The organism is Clostridium sp. OM05-5BH (assembly GCF_003481505.1).
Classification (GTDB): Bacteria; Bacillota; Clostridia; order Lachnospirales; family Lachnospiraceae; genus Otoolea; species Otoolea fessa.
The window spans coordinates 48,475-68,793 of record NZ_QULJ01000004.1 but is presented as its reverse complement, the minus strand read 5'-3'; the positions used below and the strand labels follow the sequence as shown (position 1 = coordinate 68,793).

General features: G+C 50.3%; 14 protein-coding genes. 3 read left to right on the top strand and 11 right to left on the bottom strand.

The annotated features are described in order from the left end of the window. Nucleotides 1-29 precede the first annotated feature (29 nt). The 5 genes from DXB70_RS06640 to DXB70_RS06620 form a co-directional block, all read right to left on the bottom strand. Nucleotides 30-599: a biotin transporter BioY gene (locus DXB70_RS06640; RefSeq protein WP_022360190.1), complete on the bottom strand. Its 570-nt coding sequence runs from the start codon at nt 597-599 to the stop codon at nt 30-32. 182 nt (nt 600-781) lie between these two features. Further along, nucleotides 782-1,423 (bottom strand): hypothetical protein, encoded by a 642-nt coding sequence (locus DXB70_RS06635; protein WP_147354046.1) that lies wholly within the window; start codon nt 1,421-1,423, stop codon nt 782-784. A gap of 84 nt (nt 1,424-1,507) precedes the next feature. Continuing rightward, nucleotides 1,508-2,644 (bottom strand): FAD:protein FMN transferase, encoded by a 1,137-nt coding sequence (locus tag DXB70_RS06630; protein ID WP_243099919.1) that lies wholly within the window; start codon nt 2,642-2,644, stop codon nt 1,508-1,510. A 21-nt stretch (nt 2,645-2,665) separates the two neighbouring features. Then, entirely contained in the window at nt 2,666-7,129 is a 4,464-nt protein-coding gene (locus tag DXB70_RS06625; RefSeq protein ID WP_118672926.1) for a hemoblobin-interacting domain-containing protein, read from the bottom strand. A gap of 201 nt (nt 7,130-7,330) precedes the next feature. Further along, entirely contained in the window at nt 7,331-7,528 is a 198-nt protein-coding gene (locus DXB70_RS06620) for a hypothetical protein (protein ID WP_118672925.1), read from the bottom strand. Between the two features lie 53 nt (nt 7,529-7,581). Between DXB70_RS06620 and DXB70_RS06615 the strand changes: the two genes are divergently transcribed. Next, nucleotides 7,582-8,997 carry a spore germination protein gene (locus DXB70_RS06615; RefSeq protein ID WP_022360194.1) on the top strand — a complete coding sequence of 472 codons (1,416 nt, stop codon included), beginning with the start codon at nt 7,582-7,584 and terminating at the stop codon, nt 8,995-8,997. Between the two features lie 97 nt (nt 8,998-9,094). Here DXB70_RS06615 and DXB70_RS06610 read toward each other — a convergent pair whose 3' ends face one another. Both DXB70_RS06610 and DXB70_RS14550 read right to left on the bottom strand, forming a co-directional pair. Next, nucleotides 9,095-10,597 carry a PLP-dependent aminotransferase family protein gene (locus tag DXB70_RS06610; RefSeq protein ID WP_118672924.1) on the bottom strand — a complete coding sequence of 501 codons (1,503 nt, stop codon included), beginning with the start codon at nt 10,595-10,597 and terminating at the stop codon, nt 9,095-9,097. 14 nt (nt 10,598-10,611) lie between these two features. Beyond that, complete coding sequence (locus DXB70_RS14550) at nt 10,612-10,734, bottom strand: hypothetical protein (RefSeq protein WP_279221345.1); 123 nt, start codon at nt 10,732-10,734, stop codon at nt 10,612-10,614. Nucleotides 10,735-10,883: 149 nt separating this feature from the next. On the opposite strand from DXB70_RS14550, the gene DXB70_RS06605 reads away from it, so the two are divergent. Further along, on the top strand, nt 10,884-11,111 hold the full coding sequence (locus tag DXB70_RS06605) for a transposase (RefSeq protein ID WP_118672923.1): 228 nt from the start codon (nt 10,884-10,886) through the stop codon (nt 11,109-11,111). Nucleotides 11,112-11,378: 267 nt separating this feature from the next. On the opposite strand, the gene DXB70_RS06600 is transcribed toward DXB70_RS06605, so the two are convergent. From DXB70_RS06600 to DXB70_RS06585, 4 genes are read right to left on the bottom strand one after another with little or no spacing between them, the layout of a single operon-like run. Then, the gene (locus tag DXB70_RS06600) at nt 11,379-11,672 is read right to left on the bottom strand and encodes a winged helix-turn-helix domain-containing protein (protein ID WP_243099918.1); all 294 of its coding nucleotides are present in this window, start codon (nt 11,670-11,672) and stop codon (nt 11,379-11,381) included. Nucleotides 11,673-11,729: 57 nt separating this feature from the next. Beyond that, the gene (locus DXB70_RS06595; RefSeq protein ID WP_118672922.1) at nt 11,730-18,509 is read right to left on the bottom strand and encodes an S-layer homology domain-containing protein; all 6,780 of its coding nucleotides are present in this window, start codon (nt 18,507-18,509) and stop codon (nt 11,730-11,732) included. Further along, nucleotides 18,510-18,884, bottom strand: coding sequence for a hypothetical protein (locus DXB70_RS06590; RefSeq protein WP_118467306.1), 375 nt, complete (start codon nt 18,882-18,884; stop codon nt 18,510-18,512). Continuing rightward, nucleotides 18,859-19,248: a response regulator transcription factor gene (locus DXB70_RS06585; RefSeq protein ID WP_118638046.1), complete on the bottom strand. Its 390-nt coding sequence runs from the start codon at nt 19,246-19,248 to the stop codon at nt 18,859-18,861. The genes DXB70_RS06590 and DXB70_RS06585 overlap by 26 nt, the downstream gene beginning before the upstream one ends. A 322-nt stretch (nt 19,249-19,570) precedes the next feature. Here DXB70_RS06585 and DXB70_RS06580 point away from each other — a divergent pair, with 322 nt between their 5' ends. Beyond that, nucleotides 19,571-20,299, top strand: coding sequence for a LytTR family DNA-binding domain-containing protein (locus DXB70_RS06580; protein WP_118672921.1), 729 nt, complete (start codon nt 19,571-19,573; stop codon nt 20,297-20,299). The last annotated feature ends 20 nt before the right edge of the window (nt 20,300-20,319 follow it).

The following is a 20,319-nucleotide window of genomic DNA, read 5'->3' as shown; positions in this document are numbered from 1 at the left end:
CACTACCACATCCCATCTTTATTTTCTATCTAATTTCCAAATAAGCCCGTCCGCTTCAGCGCCTTTCCAAGTGCTACCGCTGCCACACACTTAACGATGTCCAGCGGAATAAACGGAATTATCGACTGCACGATAACTGCACCCCACGGCTGTCCGGTCACGTGTTTCATCCAGCCTGCACCGAATGCGTAAATCACCGGAATACCAACTACAATCAGGAACGCTGTCTGGAATGCAACATTTTTCCATTTCCGGCAGAACAGGGAAATCAGGAACGCTACAACCAGAAATCCGATATAGTAACCGCCGCTCGGTCCAAGCAGTTTTCCCGGTCCTGCGCTTCCGCCGCTGAATACCGGCACGCCGCATAAGCCTAACAGCAGCCAGCTCGCCATAACTAAAATGGTATCCTGTGGTGCAATCAGCAGACCGATCAGGTTGACAATCATCGTCTGCGCTGTGATCTTTGCATCCGAAAACGGAAGCGGAATCGCAATATACGAAGACACACTGATAAGAGCCAGCATCATCGCCAAAAGTGTAAGCCGCTTCGCGCTCCATGCGCCGTGTACGTTCACTGCACTTGTCTCTGAACTCATTATATATACCTCCTCAGTGATAAAATTCTAAGCCGTGTAATGCATTTTCCTATGAATCACACACAGAGAATCTTTGCTAGAAAAGAGTATATCGGAATTTCAGTGGATTGTCAACCTTGTTTTTATAAATGGTTTACATATGCACCCATAGCTCCTCTGCACCCACTTTATCATCGGCATCCCTATTTTTCTGTAATCGAAAGAATTTCCTTTCCCTCTTGCTTCGTTCTCAGATACACCGCGTTTCTTCCCTCCTGCCCCGAATCCGACAGATATACCTCCTCATCAGGACGAAGTGGGGCAAGAAAACGTACTTCCAGAGCGGTCTGTCCCTTCATCCAGCCCTTCTTCCACAGACGAAGCAGGCAGGCATTCATAACAGGAAACCCCGGCAGAACTGCCGCTTCTCCCTGATGGATCGGATTGGTATCTGCCGCCTCCCGGAGATATTCTTCCATCTGGCTGCGGCTAAATACCAGCGTATCATCATCCTCACTGCCCAGTTCCGTAATTGCTTTCATGAGCGGCATTTTCTCTTTTTCCGGGACAAGGACGCTCTGGCGCGGTTTTACCAGCAGCACTTCCATCTCCTCATTTTCCCGTTCCTTTTCCTCCTCCGCTGCCGCTATGCGGACCCGGATTGCCGAGCGGCCTTTTTTGATGATTTCTGGAGTTAATTTGGTATGGCAAAACTCATTCTCCCCCTGTTTGGGCTGCCAGTCCAGATGAAGTGTAGTTGTGCCTATCATCCAGCCCTCGTATCCTTCCAATGTGGAGAGAGCGCGCTCAAAGCAAAGAAGCTTCTTTTTCAATCTATCATTCACGGTATTTTCGACCTCTTCGTTATAAATTGTAAATCTGACTCGCATGCACTTTTCTATGCTCATTATACTAGATCTGTTCCTGAATCACAATATCCGAATCTCCCGCGTCTCCCCCTGATCCACCGGAATAAATCGGTCTTTTAAGCCCGGTGTCAGCCAGATCGTGCCGCCCTCGTCAACCAGGACTGCCTCATAGTCCTGATGCGCCGCCCAGTGTGCCGCTGCCTTTTCCCGTCCCATGACGAACAGGGCGGTCGAAAGCCCATCGCAGCGCAGTCCGCACGGTCCGATGATTGTCACAGAAATCAGCCCGCTATGCGCCGGCGCCCCAGTGGACGGATCCATGATATGCCAGTAAATTGTTCCGTCATCATCCGTGAAATAGCGCTCATAGCCGCCGGAGGTAATGACCGCCTCATCCTGCACCCTGACTCCGCCCAGATAGCCGTCGCTCTCCGGATCCTTGATACCGACATACCATTTCTCGCCATCCGGTTTTGTTCCGATCGTCTGGATATTGCCTCCAAGACTGAACAGTGCGCTCGTCACGCCGTCCTCCTTCATAGTCTTTACCACCTCATCTCCGGTAAATCCCTTTCCGACACCGCCTAGATCCACCATCATTCCTGGCTCGATCGATGCCGTATCTGCTTCTAAACCGACCAGACGATAATCGACCGATTTAAGCAGGCTTTCCCGCTCGCTCTCACTGGGGACCCGGTAATTTCCCGTTGTAAATCCCCAGCTTTGCACAACCGGGTAAATCGAAATATCGAGCGCACCATCTGTTTCCGCTCCCAGTGCCAGCGCCTCCTGCATCAGATAACGCGTATCATCGGAAAGTTTCGCTGTTTTCTCCTGATTTAGATAGAAAATATCGCTGTTTTCCTGCGTTGTCGAAAGCTCCCCTTCCAGCTCCTCCACCCGCCGTTTCACTTTTTCCTGCAAATTTGCACTTCCGCCGTAGGCGTCAAACTGCATCACAGTATCCATCGCAAACACTGTCCAATTCTGCCCTTCTCCCGGATTCTGGTTCGAATTTGAGGGATTTTTCTCTAAATTTTCGTTTTTTTCTACTGCTGCCACATTTTCTGCCGTCTCTTCCATAGATGCAGATAAACGAGGACGGTCATTCTGGACCGTCCCCGTTTGATCCGGCTGCGATGAAGCACCGCAGCCACACAGCAGCAGAGTTAATAAAATCCACCACTTCTGTTTCAATTTTTACTCCTTTAAATACAACTACTCTTCTTCAGAAACAGACTCTTCTTTCTCAGAAGTATCGCCTTTACCTCCGTCGGATTCTTCCTTATCAGAAGTATCATCTTTTACGTCACCGGTCTCATCCTTCTTGGAATCATTGTCCTTAGATTCATCCGTTTCATTCTTCTTGGAATCGTCACCAGTTTCGCCGGATTCATCTTTCGAATCATCCTTGTCAGCATCGCCTTTATCTGAAGTTTCGTCTTTCTTCTCATCCGAAGTATCCTTGGACTCGTCCGAATCCTCTTTCTTGTCCTCGTCTACTTCCGGTGCCTTGTTCGCATCGTCTGTCTCGTTCTTCTTATCGCCATCCGGTACATCTGCCTTGTTTTCGTCATTCGTCTTCGGCTCTTCCGGTGTTTGCTCCGGTGTGGTGACTTCCTCGGTTGGGGTGTTGACGATCTCATCTGGGAGAACTTCGTCGGCGATGAGGGTGGTCTCTTCTTTGATGAGTTTGTAATTTTCATCAATTTCAAAAGTCAGTGTTCCATATCCTGTTGCCGTAATTTCGATAGTTGTATTTCCTTCTGTACTAAATTTACTGGATGAAATCTTTAAGCTATCATTACCATTATAATTAATCGAATTCAATGCATACTGATCCTCACCCATAAAGCTTGCATATCTTGCTTTTTCATATTGATTACCATTTACTTTAACTTCGGTAACAGCATTCAGATATGCCTCCACATCTTTAACGCCATTAAAACTTACAATATAATTCGCTGTTCCAGAACTATATTGTTCTTTTACAAAACTAGAAACCTCAACTTCTTTAGTTTCGGAATTTTTCACTTTAACCCGAATTGTCTGATCCTGATAGCCATCTGCCTTAATCACAATCTCACTCGCACTTCCATCTGGTCCTGCGGTTAAGACACTTGTCTCGATAATTAATTTATTATTCTTAACCTCGTATTTAAGTTCTTTACCATCTGATGTTACCGTGTTGATTGCCTTCAAATATTTCGCAAGCTCATCCGCATTATCGCTTCCAGTCAGAGTTAAATTATCTCCTTCGGAAATCTTTTCCGGTCCGATCAGCGTCGGTGCATCAAGAAATTCCTTGTCATCCTGTTTGAGATTTCCATTTTTATCAACTACAATCTTTACTTCTGGATAATCTCCATCTGCATTAATCGTAATTGTGGTATCCCCATCCGTATTAAATGCACTGTCAGAAACAAGCAGGCTATCTTTATAATTGTTATGTGCATCATCATAAATATCTGACGCATATTCCTTATCTCCTAATGTCCAGCTTGACTGTGGAGAATACGTAGTTGTTCCTACCACTACTGAATTGATGCTCTTTACATATTCTTCTAATGCTTTTTTGTAGGCAAAATCAGAAGGTTTCATACCAGTTCCATCAGAATAGGTAAACTGTATTACATATCCCTTTTCACCATATCCATTTGCCTTTCTGATTTCCGAAGCACCAATCTCAATCTCCTGCTCATCTGGGATTTCTTCCTCTTCCTTCTCAACCACAAATTCACATCTCAGCGCCTCTGTGTAGTAATTCGAACGAAGAGTCAGCTTATAGCTTCCCGGCTGAACCTGATGAAGAATCAGCTTCTTGCCATCCCCGGATACTTCATAGTAAACCTCGTTGCTGCTGGACACGCCTTTCTTGTAGATATTTCTCTCAACAGCATCCTCCTCATCGGGAAGCAGAGTAACAGATTTCAGGTTCTTCAAGAAATCTCCCTCGCTGCCCTCAACGGTAAATTCAGCGTCTGCAAAGTAGTATGTATTCTTTCCATCTACTGTCTTCTTTGCTGAAAATGCATTTTTAGCATCCGCATAATCAACCTTCAGCGCCAGATCACTCTCCAGCACCTTATCGTATGTAAATGCAATGCTCTGGCTCTTATATCCCGTTGCATCGACAGTCAGCTTGTACTCCTCACCAGCCTTGAATACATCCGCCTCTATGGTAATGGTGCCAGCTTCTTTATCGATGGAATATTTGTCCTCGCTGAGTGCCTGCCAGTTTCCATTGACAACGATACCCTGAACTGCCTTGATATACTCTGTATCCGCTGTCTGCAGAACTACCGGAGCACCTTCTTTGTTCTGTACAACTGTAATCGCCGGTGCATCCTGACGGGAGAAGTTTCCATTGTACTGGATATCGCCGAGCAGACCATCTTCAAGAACCTCTTTTGCCGTTGCCGGATGGTTCGGATCCAGTGCTCCATTTTCACGGTAATCTGCAAATGGGAGCATTCTGTTCTCTTCGTATTTCTGATTCTCGCTCTTATTTATGTAGTCTGTCCATCTGAAGAAATCATCATCTCCAGTATCAAAGACTGCATCCGGAATCGCATTGTACCACCACTCCATCACTGCCTTGGACGCATCATTTTCCATCTTGGTCTGTTCAAGGAGATGTGCATTTACAAGCAGATCTGAATCAAAAATCAGGTTTGCAGAGATTGCAGAGCTTCCTGAGCTGCTGCCGCTGGAGCTTCCACTTCCGCTGGAACCGGTCGATGCGGTGCTGATACCGTCGAATCCGTATGACGCCATTTTCTGACCATTGGTCTGTTCCTTCTCTTTTACCGGCTCTGCGCCCGTTTTCACCTTGAAGCTCTTGGAGAATGACTGGAAACCATTTGCATATACAGTGATCTTGTAATTGCCCATGTATGGCAGATGGTCTGTATTATCATTGTACAGAACAAATAAATCCTGACTGTAGAGATACCAGTCATCGATCATCTTAAGGTCGCTTACTGTTCCGCTCGGATCTTCCAGTGTCACACGCTCGATCGGTGTCTCAATTGCGTATACCAGATCGCTGACTGCAAAATGGAGGTTCTTTCCGGACTGTGGTGTTTCCTTAAGCTCCAGCGTCGGTACTGTCTCATTGACAACATGAATCGGAACGAGCGCGGAACCGCCCGCCGACGATACAACCCGCACATAATAACGTCCATTATTGAAGAAATTGCTCTGTCCTGTCTGGATGGTCAGCTGTCCAACGCGTCCCTGTCCGTGCGCTACATTCTTTTCACTGTCAAATACGAGACTCGAATTAATTGTGTTCTTCTGCTCATTGTATTCAACCAGTTCCAGTTTGCGGATGCCGTCAAACCACTCTTTTTCCTCATCTGTATTATAGTTAAACAGAATGGTAACGGCTGCTTTTCCATTTTTTGGAAGAACCGCATCCGGCGAATAGCTCGGATGAGTCTGTTTCTCTTCATTCAAGTTATACGTAGTCTTTTTCGGAGAAATGCGGGCATTTCCGTTTTCATCGTAATTGGTCAGATAATAGTCCCAGTAAGCAACCGGCTCATGCGTCAGAATCTTCTCAGGCAGATAGCCGTCGTTTTCCTCATATACAGCATCTTCCTGGCTCTCATTGCTCAGAACCACCGTCTCTTCCTTTGCCGCATCTTCTTTGCTGCTGACGGTTACTTTGCCCGGTGTGCCAAGAAGCGCCAGTTTTGCCATACGTCCGTCATCTGTGATCGGAGTTAAAAGATTGGTTACATCTTTTCCATCGACCTTAACGACCGTATTGCCTGCATTGTATCCCTCATCAAATGCGATCGGAAGCCACCAGCCCAGGGAATTTACTTCGGTAAGCTTTGTCTTCGTCTCATCTACCAGCGAAACCATCTGCGGCTTGTCTGGATTTTCAGTGTTTCCGTTATCTCCGGCATTTCCGCCATTCTGATTTCCGTCATTCCCGGAATTACCGTTATTTCCAGAATTACTGTTATTTCCGGAATTACTGTTATTTCCAGAATTACTGTTGCTTCCAGAGCCCCCCGAATGGCTGCCGCCGGAACTGCCGGAATTCCCCGAACCGCCTCCTGATACGCTGCTTCCGTTGCCGTCTGCTGCCGGGCTGCTCGCGTAACCTCTATCCGCACGGGTCTGGACCTCTCCATTTTCATTGACCCACTGTCCATCCGCATTGACGCTGTAGCCGTCCGGCGTCCGACCTTCGGTGTGCATCTGACCAAAGTTTTCTGCACTCAAGTTATCAAAATAATAGCATTTTCCATCAATCCACTGCCATCCTGTCACGGTCATACCTTCCGTTCCATCGGATGCAGTGCTGAAGAAATACCATTTTCCTGCATTGTCCTTCCACCAGCCGCGGCGCATCTGTCCTTCCACGCCATCGGCTGTTGTGTTCATATAGTACCGGCGTCCATCGACGGTGATCCATCCAGTCATCATCCGTCCGGTCTGCGGATCCAGATAATACCAGCCGCTCTCGGTCTTGACCCATCCAGTCTTAAGCGTTCCGTCCGTTCCCTGATATTTCCAGTCCTGTCCTTCCTGAATCCAGGCGCCGGTCTGTACTCCGGACTCCGATGCCGGTCCAGTTGAAGCATAAGCAGTACCTGCCTGCGCCGCCGCTAACACGGTCACCGCTGCCAGAATTGCCTGCCGGGATCTTCCCTTACCTTTCATGCATATTCCTCCATATAATCTTTTGTAGTATCTTACTCTCCGCACCGGATTAGGCATCCCTAACTCAGGCAGCCGAGGAGGTTAGTATAAACTAATCTAATAAAATCTGTCAACTATTTAAATCTATTTAAAAATGAGAATTTTTATCTATTTTAATTGAATTTTATTCTCAATAAAGCATTACTTTTTTAGTTGCTAAAACTAACATGCAAATTTCTTTTTCCATTCAGTACATGTTAAGTCTCTTTTTGCAGCGATTTTTTCCGCCTTTTTCCCTGATATTGCCTCGCTTGCCATGAATTTAAAAAAAACATATTTTGAGAATTTTTTTCTGTTTGCTTCATTTCGTATATTTTTATCCTTTTCGCACATACTCCATCTGTAAACATTTTGTCCCATTCCAGTCCCTTCGCGGTCACTGATATTGGCTTCTCTGATAGGAGATTTACACGATGCAGATTTCTTCATCCATTGAAAATAACCGGACTTTTTTTCAAAAAAAGCTCCGACCGGACATCAGTTTTGATGTCGTAGATCGGAACCTGATGATCGGCGGGCGCGATGCCTGCCTCTACTGTATTGATGGTTTTACCAAGGACGATACGCTTTTAAAAGTGCTGCAGGCGATGAGCAGCATTGAAACCGCCCAGATGCCTGACAATGCAAACGATTTTGCCGCCCTCTACCTCGCCTACGGCGAAATCGGGCTGGAAACGGATTCGGACGCGCTGATTATCCAGCTTCTCTCCGGTGTTCCTTTTCTTCTGATCGACGGGTATGCACAGGCACTCACAATAGACTGCCGCACCTATCCCGCCCGCGGAGTCAGCGAACCTGAAAAGGATAAGGTATTGCGCGGCTCGCGCGATGGTTTTGTCGAAACGCTTGTGTTCAATACGGCTCTGATCCGGCGGCGCATCCGCGATCCGAAGCTGCGGATGGAAATCATGAATATTGGGGAAAGTTCGCACACCGATATCGCCATCTGCTACATGGAAAACCGGGTGGACACCGAACTTTTAAACCGCATCCGCACCCGGATTCAAAAAGTGCATGTCGATGCCCTCTCGATGAACCAGGAAAGCCTTGCCGAATGTATTTATCCGCACAAATGGTTCAATCCGTTCCCAAAATTTCGTTTTTCAGAGCGTCCGGATACCTCCGCTGCCTCGATTCTGGAAGGAAATATCATCATTCTGGTGGACAATTCGCCATCCGCAATGATTCTGCCATCCTCTGTTTTCGATATCATCGAGGAAGCCGACGACTACTATTTTCCACCGCTGACCGGCACCTATCTGCGCCTGTCGCGGACGGTCATCTTTTTCCTGACCTTATTTCTGACACCGCTGTGGCTGCTTTTTATGCAGAATCCCGGCTGGATCCCGGAATGGCTCGCTTTTATCCGTGTCACCGACGAGATCCATGTGGCGCTGATCTATCAGCTTCTGATCCTGGAATTTGCCATCGATGGTCTGCGGCTCGCGGCAGTCAACACCCCCAGCATGCTGACGACACCGCTCAGTGTCATCGCCGGTATCGTGCTTGGAGAATACTCGGTCAAATCCGGCTGGTTCAACAGCGAGACGATGCTCTATATGGCGTTCGTCACGATCGCCAACTACTCGATGACGAGCTTCGAACTCGGCTACGCACTCAAATTCATGCGCGTCCTGCTCCTGATTCTGACCTTTTTCCTCAATCTCTGGGGCTTCATCGCCGGAACACTCATTGCCGTCGGCTGCCTTGTCTTTAACCGGACAATCGCCGGAAAAAGTTATATTTACCCGCTAATTCCATTTCACTGGAGTGAATTAAAAAAGCGGCTGCTCCGGAACCGGCTGCCGCATGAGGAGAAAAACGGGTAAGAATGTCGCATAAAATGTCCGCATACCCACAACTACCCGGATGGTTCCGGGTACTGGCTGTGGTTTATGCGGACATTTTAACTTCTATATCTATCTTCTATTTTTCTTTCTTATACACTACCTCTTTCAGCACCTCCAGCGCCTCCTCATACCGCTCTGCCCCCATCGAGGCACAGGACAACAGGAGCTTCGGATATCCCTCTTGAAAATGATGCTCCTGTTTTTCCAAAAGACTCCCGACCGACTCCACCGGGCGGACGGCGACGCCTGCCTGTGCCGCACGCCCGGCAATTTCCGCCGATGTAAGCGGGCTGTCAAGCTCCATGAGAACCAGAAAACCGGCATCGCCCAGATGCGTTCGCGCTTTTTCTCCAAAAATGCGCCGCACCGCATCACACAGACACTTTGCCTTTGCCGCGTACAATTTCTTGGACTTTCGGATCTGGCTTTCCAGATGTCCGTCCCGGATAAACTGGCAGAGGGCAATCTGCTCTGCCTTGGACGCCGTCTGGTTATAAAAACGCCCCCGCTCCTGATACCGTTTCAGCAGATCCGGCGGCAGGACCATGTAGCTCATGCGGATCGATGGCAGAAGCAGCCTTGAAAATGTCCCCAGATACACGACGCCCCGCCCGCCGGAAAGCCCCTGCAAGGACGGTGTCGGGCGGTTATAATAGCGGAACTCACTGTTGTAATCGTCCTCAATAATCAGCATATCCTCGCGCGCCGCATCCTTTAAAAGCTTCATCCGGTCGCCCACCGGCATGACCTCGCCCCAGACTGTCATCTGAGAAGGCGTTAAATAGCAGACACTTTTTCCCGTGGATTTCATTGTCTCTGATGTCTGTTCAAATGGCATTGTTTTCATTTCTTTTGCACATACATCTGACTTTTCCGTTCCACACAAATCCATTTTAAAGGATCCGGTCCTCATCTCATTTTTTTCCCAATACGCTCTTATATCTCCGGTCCGAAACCCATAATCCTCAAAAATCTGGCGTCCCTGCCGGAACGACGGATTAAAAAACCATGCGCTGTCCCGCTCTCGCAGCATCGGGCACAAAATATGCAAGAGACTCTGCACACCCGCCCCTACTACGATACTGTCCGGCGTACAGATCACATTGCGGTGGCGCCCCAGATACGCGCAGAGCGCCTCCCGGAATTCCCGCTCTCCCTGCGGTTCGCCATAAGAAAGCAGCCGCTCATCCTGGCGCAGGGCGCTCTTGACATAGCGCCGCCATAAATCAAACTGGAAGCTCTCCCGATCCACATTTGAAGACGCAAAATCATACCGGATTTCCGGGCGTTCCTCCTGATGTGGCACACCGTGCTCTATTTCCTCCCGGTTTGCAGCCGCCAGCACCGCATCCGTTACATAAAACCCGCTCTGCGGACGCGAAATAATATAGCCATCCGCCGCCAGCAGCATATACGCCGTCTCCACCGTCGTCCGCGAAAGCTGCAGCTGCAGGGAACATTTGCGGATCGACGGCAGCTTCGCTCCCGGCTTCATCTGCCCGGACACGATCAATTCTTTGTAATATTCATATACTCTCAGATACCGGCTCTGTCCCGGTTCGCTTAAATTCAGTTCCATCGTATTTCCTCTATCTATTTATGTAAACGGCGATGCACCGCATCGATCATCCGCATCATCCCATATCCCAGACAACCGCCCATCTTTCCGTCTTCACAATATTTTTCATCTCCACCACTTGTCCCCCTTATACCCAACTGCCTTCCTCAATTATACCGTTTTCTCCTGCTTATAGGCAATCCCCAAAATTGAGTACTGTTACTGTTCACGCATACGTGCCCAGTAACGGAAATTCCGAGGAAGAAATCAAAGAGCCGCTTCTTCCTAAGAAAGAAGAAATCCCCGCATGATTCCTGCTGAAGTTGGTCTGGCATACTGCAACAAGCTTTTCTTTTTGGAAAAGCTGTTCCGTGACCTTACTCCGGAAGAGCGAAAAGACAGACGTCTGGAAACAGAAGTGCCGGTATGGGAAAGCTTTTATGCATGGTTAGAACAACTCAATCCTGTAAAAAGAAGTAAGCTGGAAAAAGCTGTGATATACGCAAAAAACCATAAAGAAACACTGCCTGTTTAAGGCGAAGGATATCAAGGGGGCAGTGGACAATACGGTGGATTATTCATCGCTTACGATTTACTAATTTCCCTAAACCATCCCACATTCAATCAAATTAAAAAGAGACACGGCATAAATTATTCTGATAGATTTTACATCAGATTGCTTTATGCCGTGCCTTTTATGTTATTATAATGATTGCTACATACATATAGCAGGCTTCACCCTCCGTTATACACCGGATTCGCATTGATTTTCGGTACGAAGGCAACAGCCGTTCCGCAATTTTCACCATCCTCCCCATACTTCTTCATAGATCTGTCCGGCAGAAAATACCCAGGATGGATGTTTTGCCAAGTATACCAATGTTGCAAATTCCCGACGAGTCATAGAAATCAACTCACCGTTCCGGTATGCTGTTCTCTCCTTCAGCCGAAGCTCCAAGCCCGGAAAAACAAGAGTGTTACAAGGATGGGATGTCACAATATGGTCAAATCCTGGCTCGACCGCAATAATCTCCATAATTCTACTGAGTATATATTCTTCATGGTCGGTAAGCGACATTACCAGAAACTTGCCCATATTGTTCACATCCCTCTTTATTGATATTATTTTTGCATTACATTACGGGTTCATTTTTCATCTGTCGGATGCGGTATTCACCGCCATCGTCCCGTCTGCATAGAAGTAGTACCACTTACCATCGATCTGCTTCCAGCCTCCGGCAAACATCATTCCGGTGACCTTGTCCAGCCAGTACCACTTCTGATCCTCGGAGAGCCAGCCCTTCACTGACTCCCCGTTTCTGTAATAGTTCCACTGGCCGCTGTCATTCTGCTGCCAGCCGTTTGCGGCCTGCGGGTCAATGACGATTTCCACAAACCGCCGCAGAACCGTGGCGACCTCGGCGCGGGTGGCGGTTCCCTTGGGGTCAAACTTATTTTCATTCTTCCCGGTCAGGATGCCCGCCTGCTGCATGGACTTGACCGCATCCTTCGCCCAGCTGCTGATCTGTGTGTTGTCCGCAAAGGTCACAGCCTTCAAGGTCTGGGGCAGATCATAGCCCAGCTTTGCAGCATAATTTTTCATAATCACCGCCATCTGTTCCCGGTTGATGTTGGTGTCCGGTGCAAAGGTGGTGGCGGTAACGCCTTCCACAATACCGGTCTGCGCCGCCCAGTTCACATAGGGGGCATAGTAAGCGTCGGCTTTCACATCGGTGAATTTCCCGGTCTGGTAACTGTCCGGGTTGATGCCCGCCAACCGCCCCAGAGCTGTCACAAACATTCCTCTGGTCATGCCGGCGTCCGGGCTAAAGGTGGTGTCGCTGGTGCCGGAGAGCAGTCCCCGGCTGGCTGCAAAGAGGATGTTATCTGCTGCCCAATGGTTATGAATATCGGTAAAAGCCGGGGCAGGGTTCTTGTAGCCCACGCCGTAAACGCTGAAATGACCGGTTTCAAAAACCACCGCTTTCAGGCTGGCATTGTAGCTGGATTTGGTGATCCATTCCACCTTGCCAGCGTCATCTACATAGACTGCATAGAGATTACCTGTCTGCTCACCCTTTGCCGGTGTGTAGGGCAAACGCACCGATATAGTGTGACCATTTAAGTTGGCAATCGGTGTTTCTTTGCCGCCGGAGAGGTAGACCAGTGACAGGTCATAGGCCGGTCTTGTGCCGATGGTGGCTTTGGCCTCGGTGGAACGCAGTGCATCCACCTTATCTGCCCGGAGAATGATGTCCCCGCCAGCGTAGGCGGTATCCAGCTGCTTCAGAGTATCCAGGCCGATATTAACCGAAACCAGATGGTCTGTTGCTACGGTAAACTGCCGGACGTTTTCTTTAACCAGCAGATCCAGTGTCTGCGCCTTGATGGTCACGTTAAAAGAGGTCTGGTCTGCCGCCGGGGTGATGGGAACAGTAACGCCAATCCCGTTCTCTGTGGTACCGTTCTTTTTCGCATCCTGTTTGGCCTTGTCGATGGCGGACTGGACAGAGCTGTTATCCACTGCCGCATTGCCGTTTTTATCCGGCTGTATGGGTTTGGTTTCACCGGTGACAGGGGCTTGAGGCTTGTCCTCCGGCTGGTTGGTGTTATCATTGCTTCCGGAACCGTTAGAACCGCCGGAGGATGAGCCTCCACCGCTGCCCGAACCACCAGAGGAGGAACCGCCGTCGCTGGAAGATTGCTTGGAAACGGTCAACGTTCCAGAAACATAGGTGATCGCATAGTTGTCATTTGACAGCGTACCAGTAATGTTGATCGCAGTTTTGCCGGTTTTGCTCATATCCGGTGTCTGTGCGTAGTCCAGTGTTACCGTGCCGCTCAGGGTATCTGCACCAACCAGACCTTCCACCTTGTAATCCTTATCTGCTTCCGGGCTGCTCAAATCGGGCGCGGTGCTGCCGGTGTAGGCGCTCTTATCAAGCGCCGTAACGGTGACCGCTTTCTTCGCTACGGTCACAGTCACGTTCTGTTCTGCCACATCTGCGTACTCTGCGTTTCCCTGAACCTTATACCAAACAGTGTATTCCCCGGCGTTTTTCGCTGTGGGGATCTGCTCGCTCCACTCAGAATCGTCAAGCCGGTAGAGCATCGTGCCGCCAGTGGTCTTGCCTGCTGTAACCAGAGCCTGTTCTGCACCATTGTAGGTCAGTGTATTGACCGTAGGTGCCGTAACAGTGGAGACAAGCTTGTTGGTCGCATTGACATTGACGGTCAGCGTGATGTCCTCATAGTTTGTGCTCTTGATTACCACGGTCACTGTGCCCACAGAGCCGGTGGTTTCCACGTCATTTTTCTGAATCGGCAGGGTCAGCTTGCCGTTTTCCACCTTCGCGCCGCTGGTGTAGTAGCCGTCATTTAGTTTGATTTCGACGATCTCATAGGTGAATGCACCGTACTCTTTGGGCGTTTCCAGCTTGGGCAGGGCGGGGAGCGTCACAGTGTAGGTCTTTTCGTGGCCGTTTACAATGGTAAGCGCAGTTTCCTTGGCGAAGTCAGGCGCAGCTGCCTTGGTGATGCTGCCAGTAGTAGCGGAGCTGCTCTGCTCCAGGGCGTAATTCTTCGCGGCCTGCCCCATCAGGGTCACTGTGGCAGTGACGTTCTTGCCGCTGCCCACACTGGCATCGTCAAAGCTGGCGGTCACGGTGTAGTCCTTGTCCTTCTGCAAGGTTACGCTACCCTCGAAGGTCACGCTGGAGATGTCCGCGTTTGTCGTGCCATCATAGGGCTTGGACGCAGCCGTTACCCCGGTGATCGTCAGCGATTTCTTTCCAATGCGGACCAATACGCTGGCGGGTGCAGTATCGTTGTGGTTTGCATCTCCAATCACCCGATACCACACGGTATACGTTCCGGCATCGGTGCCGGTAGGGATGACCTGGCTGTATGTACCGTTCTCGGTCAGGCTGTACTGCATAGTGCCATACTTCGTCACGCTACCTGCGGTAATCAGCGCCTGCTCCTGGCCGGTATAGGTCAGGTTTTCCTGCGCTATGGGCGGCGTGATGAGGCTTGCGCTGATGTTGGCCTTTTGTACCGTCACAGCAATATCCTCGCTCATCTTCTCGTAGCCGTCGCAGGTGGCCAAAAAGCGGAAGGTGTGCTGGCCTGCGGACAGCTTTAGCGCAGAAAGATCAAATTGATTCTTTGTTGTCGCACTGCCGACCGCTGTGGCCTTGCCGTCCTCCACCTTGTACCACTGGAATCTTACAGCGCCTGTGCCGGTTTCCTTCTTTACATTGACAAGAAGTGTCCCCGCACCGCCATAAGTCATGCTCATCTCGGTGGGATAGTTCATGCTCTTGATGGGGATCTTGGCCATAGAAACATTGGTCAGCTCCGTACTGCTAAGGTCGCTGATCCAGGTACTGCCGCTCTTAAACACGTAACCCTCCGGCAGCAGGGATGCCAGCGTGACATCTCCGGTGACGGTCAGCTTTGCCGCCGTCTTACCGTTCAGATTCAGCTTGAGCGGGCTGTTGATGGTAATCTCGTCTGCATTTGCCAGCAGCTTCACCGTACCGCCGTCGGCTGCGGCGATGGCCTCGTCTGTCGTCCGATGGTAGGAAATGCTGCCGTCCGTCTTTGTTACCTCAGCGGCATAGCCGCAGTAGGGGCAAACCTTCCCGCCGGAATGGTCATCCGGGTGGCTGCACTTCACAACAGTTACGGCAGTATTCTCCTTCATCTCCGACAGCTTGAGCAATGCGCCGTCTTTCTTCCGATAAGCATATCCCTCTGCCAGCAGGGACTGATAATCTGCGCCATTCTTGATTTTGATGCTGTCAAAGGATCCGCCGGACAGGGTCACTGGAATACCTTTGAGCGCACCCAATTCCAGCAGATCCGCGCTGCCGCCGGACATGGTCAGCGCTCCCTCCGTGTAGATGCCGCCGATGAACTTGCCGCTCGTTACCACGGCTTCGTTCCCGGTAAGAATGCCAAGCCCCACTCCACGGTTTCTCCCGTCTGTGCTGCCCTCCAGGGTGACATTGTCCAGCGTCAGCTTTGCGCCTGTCTGCTTAGATTTTCCGACCGCCACCGCATGATAGGGGTCGCTGGGATGGGTGTTTTGCACCTTGCCGTTTATGATGGCTACATTGGAGCCGAGGATACGTAGAAGCCCCTTCCCAGCGGATTTGCTCAGGGTGTGTCCATTCAAGTTCAGTATAATATTTTTGCTGATTTCGATAGGCTCTGCGTTCTCGATGGCCAAAGGCCCCCGCAGCGCGACCGTGTCACCGTCCTGCGCGGCAGCCAGCGCGTTTTCCAGACTGGTGTATCGCTTGCCGCCGATTTCAAATGCCTCCACCAGCATATGGCAGCGGGTGCAGTAACCGGCGCTGTCCACCTTGCCCGCATGGTCGCAGATTCTGCCGCAGGCGCATTTGCCGTTCTGATATTGGTCGGTATGCGCGACCACCTTGACCGCTCTATTCGCAATATCTACATTGGAAACGTTCAAAATTTCGTCGCTATCAGCGTCTGCAAAGGCATATCCGTCCGCCAGCAGAGCCAGGGCCGGCTCACCAAGTTCTACATTGATTCCACGTTGGAACGTGCCGCCCTGGAGCTGGGTTTTCCCGAGGAAATTCACCTGACGCTCAAACACGCAGTCGCCCTTTACCGTCAGGGTAAACAGGTTATTAACGAGACCCCGGCCTATTGTAACGCTGTCTAATATCAATACCGTGGGGCCTTTGGTGGCAATGACCTCTCCAATGCCCTCTATCGTGCCGTTTTTGATGGTGACGCTGTTGTACGGGCAATCTTGCAAATCCAGCGCCTTGACCTTGTGGCCCTGCAGGTCCAGCGTAAGGTCCTTTTTGTTGGTCCCATCACCTCCTCCCGCACGCAAGATTGCGTCAATATCCCGCACAAAATAAAAGGTTCCGCCGGAGGACCCGGAGGACAGAGTGTCCCCAACCAGGGCCTCACCGTTATCGAGTTCAGACGAATAGGGGAGACCATCTTCGCAAATAAAGAGCACTTCCGCACGACACGGTTCGCCGCACTGTTGGCATTTGCCATCGTGGGTGTATTTTGCATGGGGGCAGGTGTTAAAGGTAACGGTGACCGTGTCTGTATTTGCGGTATAGCTCTGATAGGACAGCTTGCAGTAGACCTGGGCGCTGTACTCCCAGTCCTTGCCCTCCGTTGTGGTCAGGTCGGATTGGGTCAGGGTGATTTTATAATTGCCGCTGCCTGTGCCCTTAAATTCTGTTCCGTTCACATACCACTGATAGGTAATCTTACCCTCCGGACCGCTTGCCAGAGAGGCATTTACCCAGACCTTCGCCTGAAATTGCCCATCGAATTTCACTGTTGAGACCTCCGGCTGCTTGTTTATGGTAATGGGGTTTTTGGGCGCGGCGGCGACGGTGACCGTTGCGGTGGCGGTCGCCTTGTTAGGAGAGTATCCTGCTTTGCTGTCTGCGGTCAGCTTCAGCTTATAGCGGCCCTGCTTGACGGTGCTGTCGGCGGTAACGGTGATGGTCGCGCCGTCAGAGGATTTTTCCGCCGTCAGACCGGTGTGCGCGCCATCCCAGTCCACGTTCAGGGTATTCATCTGGACCTTGCTGCCGGTCACGGAGAAGGTCGCCTTCTGACTGCCTAAGCCTTCCTGTAGGGTTCCCTGCTGCGCGCCGACGGTCAGGCTTGCGCGGGGCGCCATCTTGGCGATGTAGATGGTCTTGACTTCCCCGTTTCTTATTGTATCGTCCACTGTGCCGCCCGACATATCGTCTGTGTTTGCATTCTGTTCGTCCGAATACAGAACGGTCAGGCTGTTGTTGATGTTTCGGGCGTTTCCATAACGACTATAAATCGCACTATATTTTCCGGTGGTGTAGAGAGTGCCGCTGTTCATAGTCAGGGATGCAGTCTCAATACCGTCACCGGAATTTAGATTCAGATTTCCATTCTCAATCACGATGGTTTTAGCGCTCAAGCCGTTCACACCGCCGTTGGTGGTTATCTTTACCCCGTCTTTTATGGTAAGTGTCCCGCCTGCGGTTTCGCCCCAATTGCCGTCCACAATACCACTTTTCCCTTTCGGAACAGTGACCGTCAGACTGCCGCTTCCCTGAATGGTCAGATTGGCGGAATACATATCCAGAGCGGCGGTATAGTCGGTCTCGGTAATCGTAATGGTATTCTTGCCTTTCAGCGTGATTGTTGTGTCGCCCTGCACCACCACCGGGGTAGTTATGTTTCTGTTATCCCAAGTAACCTCGCCGAAGATGGTTTCTTCAGTGCCTGCCGCAGCTGCCATCAGGGGCGTTGCCTGCTCTGTTCCCTTGCAGGCAGAGAGGTCTGCATCTTCCGCAGAGCAGACCGGACAGTCGGGATTGACCGCCTCCTGCTCACAGTGGGTTTCGCAGATACACTCCACCGGAGCATTCCCGGACACGCCGGGAACAAGCCCGCTGTCCTGGGAATTGCACTGCTCGCAGGTATACCCGCAGGGCGTCCCCTCTGTGGCCGGAATGTAGCCGCAGCTATCGTCATGCTCGCCGCGTTCATGAGGACAGCTTAATTTTTTTGTGATACAGCCGCTTTCCTCACTGCATTTATGGGTACACTCGGTCGGCTGGACCTCCTCTACTTCAGATGAGGTCGCCGTATTTTCTGATACGCTGCCTTCCAAAACAGGGTAACAGCTTTCGTCATGTTCATGGATACACTTCTTCACAAGGGGGTAGCAATCCTCAGTATGCTCATGTTCACAGTCTGCCCCTTCGGTTCCTTCCGTATATCCGCAGTCCTCTGTATGTTTCGGGTGATGCTTGCACAACCCCGTATGGACGGCGGATACACCCGCTTCCACCGCAGATGCCGGAACTCCCGGCATCGTAAAAATCATTGCCGCCGCCAGTAAAAATGCGGCCGGCCGTTTCCATTTCCATATCATTTATTCATCCTCCTCACGCGGTTCGTTCCTTCTCGTTGTTTTCTGAAGCAGCTGGGATACCGCCTCCCGCAGCTGATATTCCGTCACAGGCTTCACCAAAAAGGTGTCCGCCTGCATCCTGCGGCTTTGGGGTTCAAATTCTGCCTGGTCGCTGATCCACAGGAGCGGGACATCCTTGCTGTACCCTCGTATGCTCATGCAGAAATTCATTCCCCTGGCTCCGTCCTCCATGACAACCACAGCATCATAAGGCCCATCCCGCTGCATGGCATAGACGCAGAATACGCCATTGTCAAAGCGGTCTACTTTGCCAAGCTTCATCAGTAACGCCGTTTCTTTCTCCTTCTGACTATAACTGCACAGCGCAATTCGCATTTTCGCACCTCCATTTTGTGATGGGTTTTATCGCCTCATATAGCTCCTGATCGGAGCAGTCTGCCGAAAGGAACGCAGGGATACGCAGGTGATATGCGATCAGGGCAAAGTTTTCATCATCGCTCCACCAGACAAGCGGTGTTTCCGGTGCCAGCTGCTTTGCCTGAATGGCAGCCTCCAATCCCCTTGCCCCGGTCATGGCGATGACAACCGCATGGTAGCGGCTCCGCCGCAGTGCCTGAGATAGCTGTTTCTCATTCCATAGCTCGTCGATGACAAGCTGTCCGTCCCCAGCAAAAAGGGAGCGCAGCCTGCTCTCAAACCATTCTGCATTCCTTAATTCCGTACAAAGTGCGATTTTCATGCTGAGCCTCCTTTCCTGAAAAGAAAAACAAGAAAGAATGTGCCTTGGCACATTCTCGCGCCGAGCGCGATCGCTTGCGACATGTTTCTTCTTCGCGCGAGTGCGCATCCCGCGGAGCGTTTTTATGTCATAGGACGTTCCTATGACATAAAAAAACCAGACCTTCTCATCGGAAAGTCTGGTAGTATAATTAGAGTAGCATCTTGTCAAGGGAAATGCAACCGACTTTGTTTAAGACGCAGGTTTTCTGTTTAAGACGCAAGTTTTTCCTGCGGTTTTATGTTATACTAATATTGGATTATTGTGCAAAGGAGATGGCACGATGCAGATTGCGATTGTGGATAACAGAGCAGATGACAGAGCCGAACTGTCTGCCTGTCTGGAAAATTATATGAAAAAGCATCAGCTGGACTATACGCTGACAGAATTTGAGGACGGAGAGAATTTTCTGAAAGCTGCCGCCGAGGTCAATTTTCAGCTTGTCTTTATGGACATCTATATGGAGAACATGGATGGAATAGAGACCGCCAGAAGGCTGCGCCAGAAAAACAGGCTTTGTAAGATCGTTTTTCTGACCATTACAGAAGATTATGCCCGGATGGGGTACAGCCTGTCCGCCAGCTATTATCTGCTGAAGCCGCTTTCGCTCCATCAGGCAGATTTTGAAGAAGCGATGGAGCTGTGCCAGCTAAAACCGCCCTATGAAGTGATGACACTTTCGGTTATGGCTGACCGTCAAAAGCTGGAACTTCCCACAGAAAAGATTCTATACATAGATTATCAAAACCGTATGACACGGATTCATACGGCGGAACGCGTGATACCGGTAAGCGGAGGCTTTCAGGAGGTTACTGCCGCATTGCAGAAGGACAAGCGTTTTTTGCCCTGCTACCGGGGCATTTTAATCAACATGGATTACATCAGCCAGGTTGACAGTCAGACCTTCCGTTTGATAAACGGGGAGGAACTTCCGATTGCCCTCCGCAATGGAAAACAGCTGCGGGAAACCTACCGTCAATATGTTTTCTCTGGAATGGGGGGTATCATATGAGAATGAAGCAAATGCACAGG

Coding starts and splice junctions, on each gene's coding strand:
- DXB70_RS06640 (WP_022360190.1), bottom strand. CDS start 599: ATGAGTTCAGAGACAAGTGCAGTGAACGTACACGGCGCATGGAGCGCG.
- DXB70_RS06625 (WP_118672926.1), bottom strand. CDS start 7,129: ATGAAAGGTAAGGGAAGATCCCGGCAGGCAATTCTGGCAGCGGTGACC.
- DXB70_RS06620 (WP_118672925.1), bottom strand. CDS start 7,528: ATGGGACAAAATGTTTACAGATGGAGTATGTGCGAAAAGGATAAAAAT.
- DXB70_RS06615 (WP_022360194.1), top strand. CDS start 7,582: ATGCAGATTTCTTCATCCATTGAAAATAACCGGACTTTTTTTCAAAAA.
- DXB70_RS06610 (WP_118672924.1), bottom strand. CDS start 10,597: ATGGAACTGAATTTAAGCGAACCGGGACAGAGCCGGTATCTGAGAGTA.
- DXB70_RS06605 (WP_118672923.1), top strand. CDS start 10,884: ATGATTCCTGCTGAAGTTGGTCTGGCATACTGCAACAAGCTTTTCTTT.
- DXB70_RS06600 (WP_243099918.1), bottom strand. CDS start 11,672: ATGGGCAAGTTTCTGGTAATGTCGCTTACCGACCATGAAGAATATATA.
- DXB70_RS06595 (WP_118672922.1), bottom strand. CDS start 18,509: ATGATATGGAAATGGAAACGGCCGGCCGCATTTTTACTGGCGGCGGCA.
- DXB70_RS06590 (WP_118467306.1), bottom strand. CDS start 18,884: ATGCGAATTGCGCTGTGCAGTTATAGTCAGAAGGAGAAAGAAACGGCG.
- DXB70_RS06585 (WP_118638046.1), bottom strand. CDS start 19,248: ATGAAAATCGCACTTTGTACGGAATTAAGGAATGCAGAATGGTTTGAG.
- DXB70_RS06580 (WP_118672921.1), top strand. CDS start 19,571: ATGCAGATTGCGATTGTGGATAACAGAGCAGATGACAGAGCCGAACTG.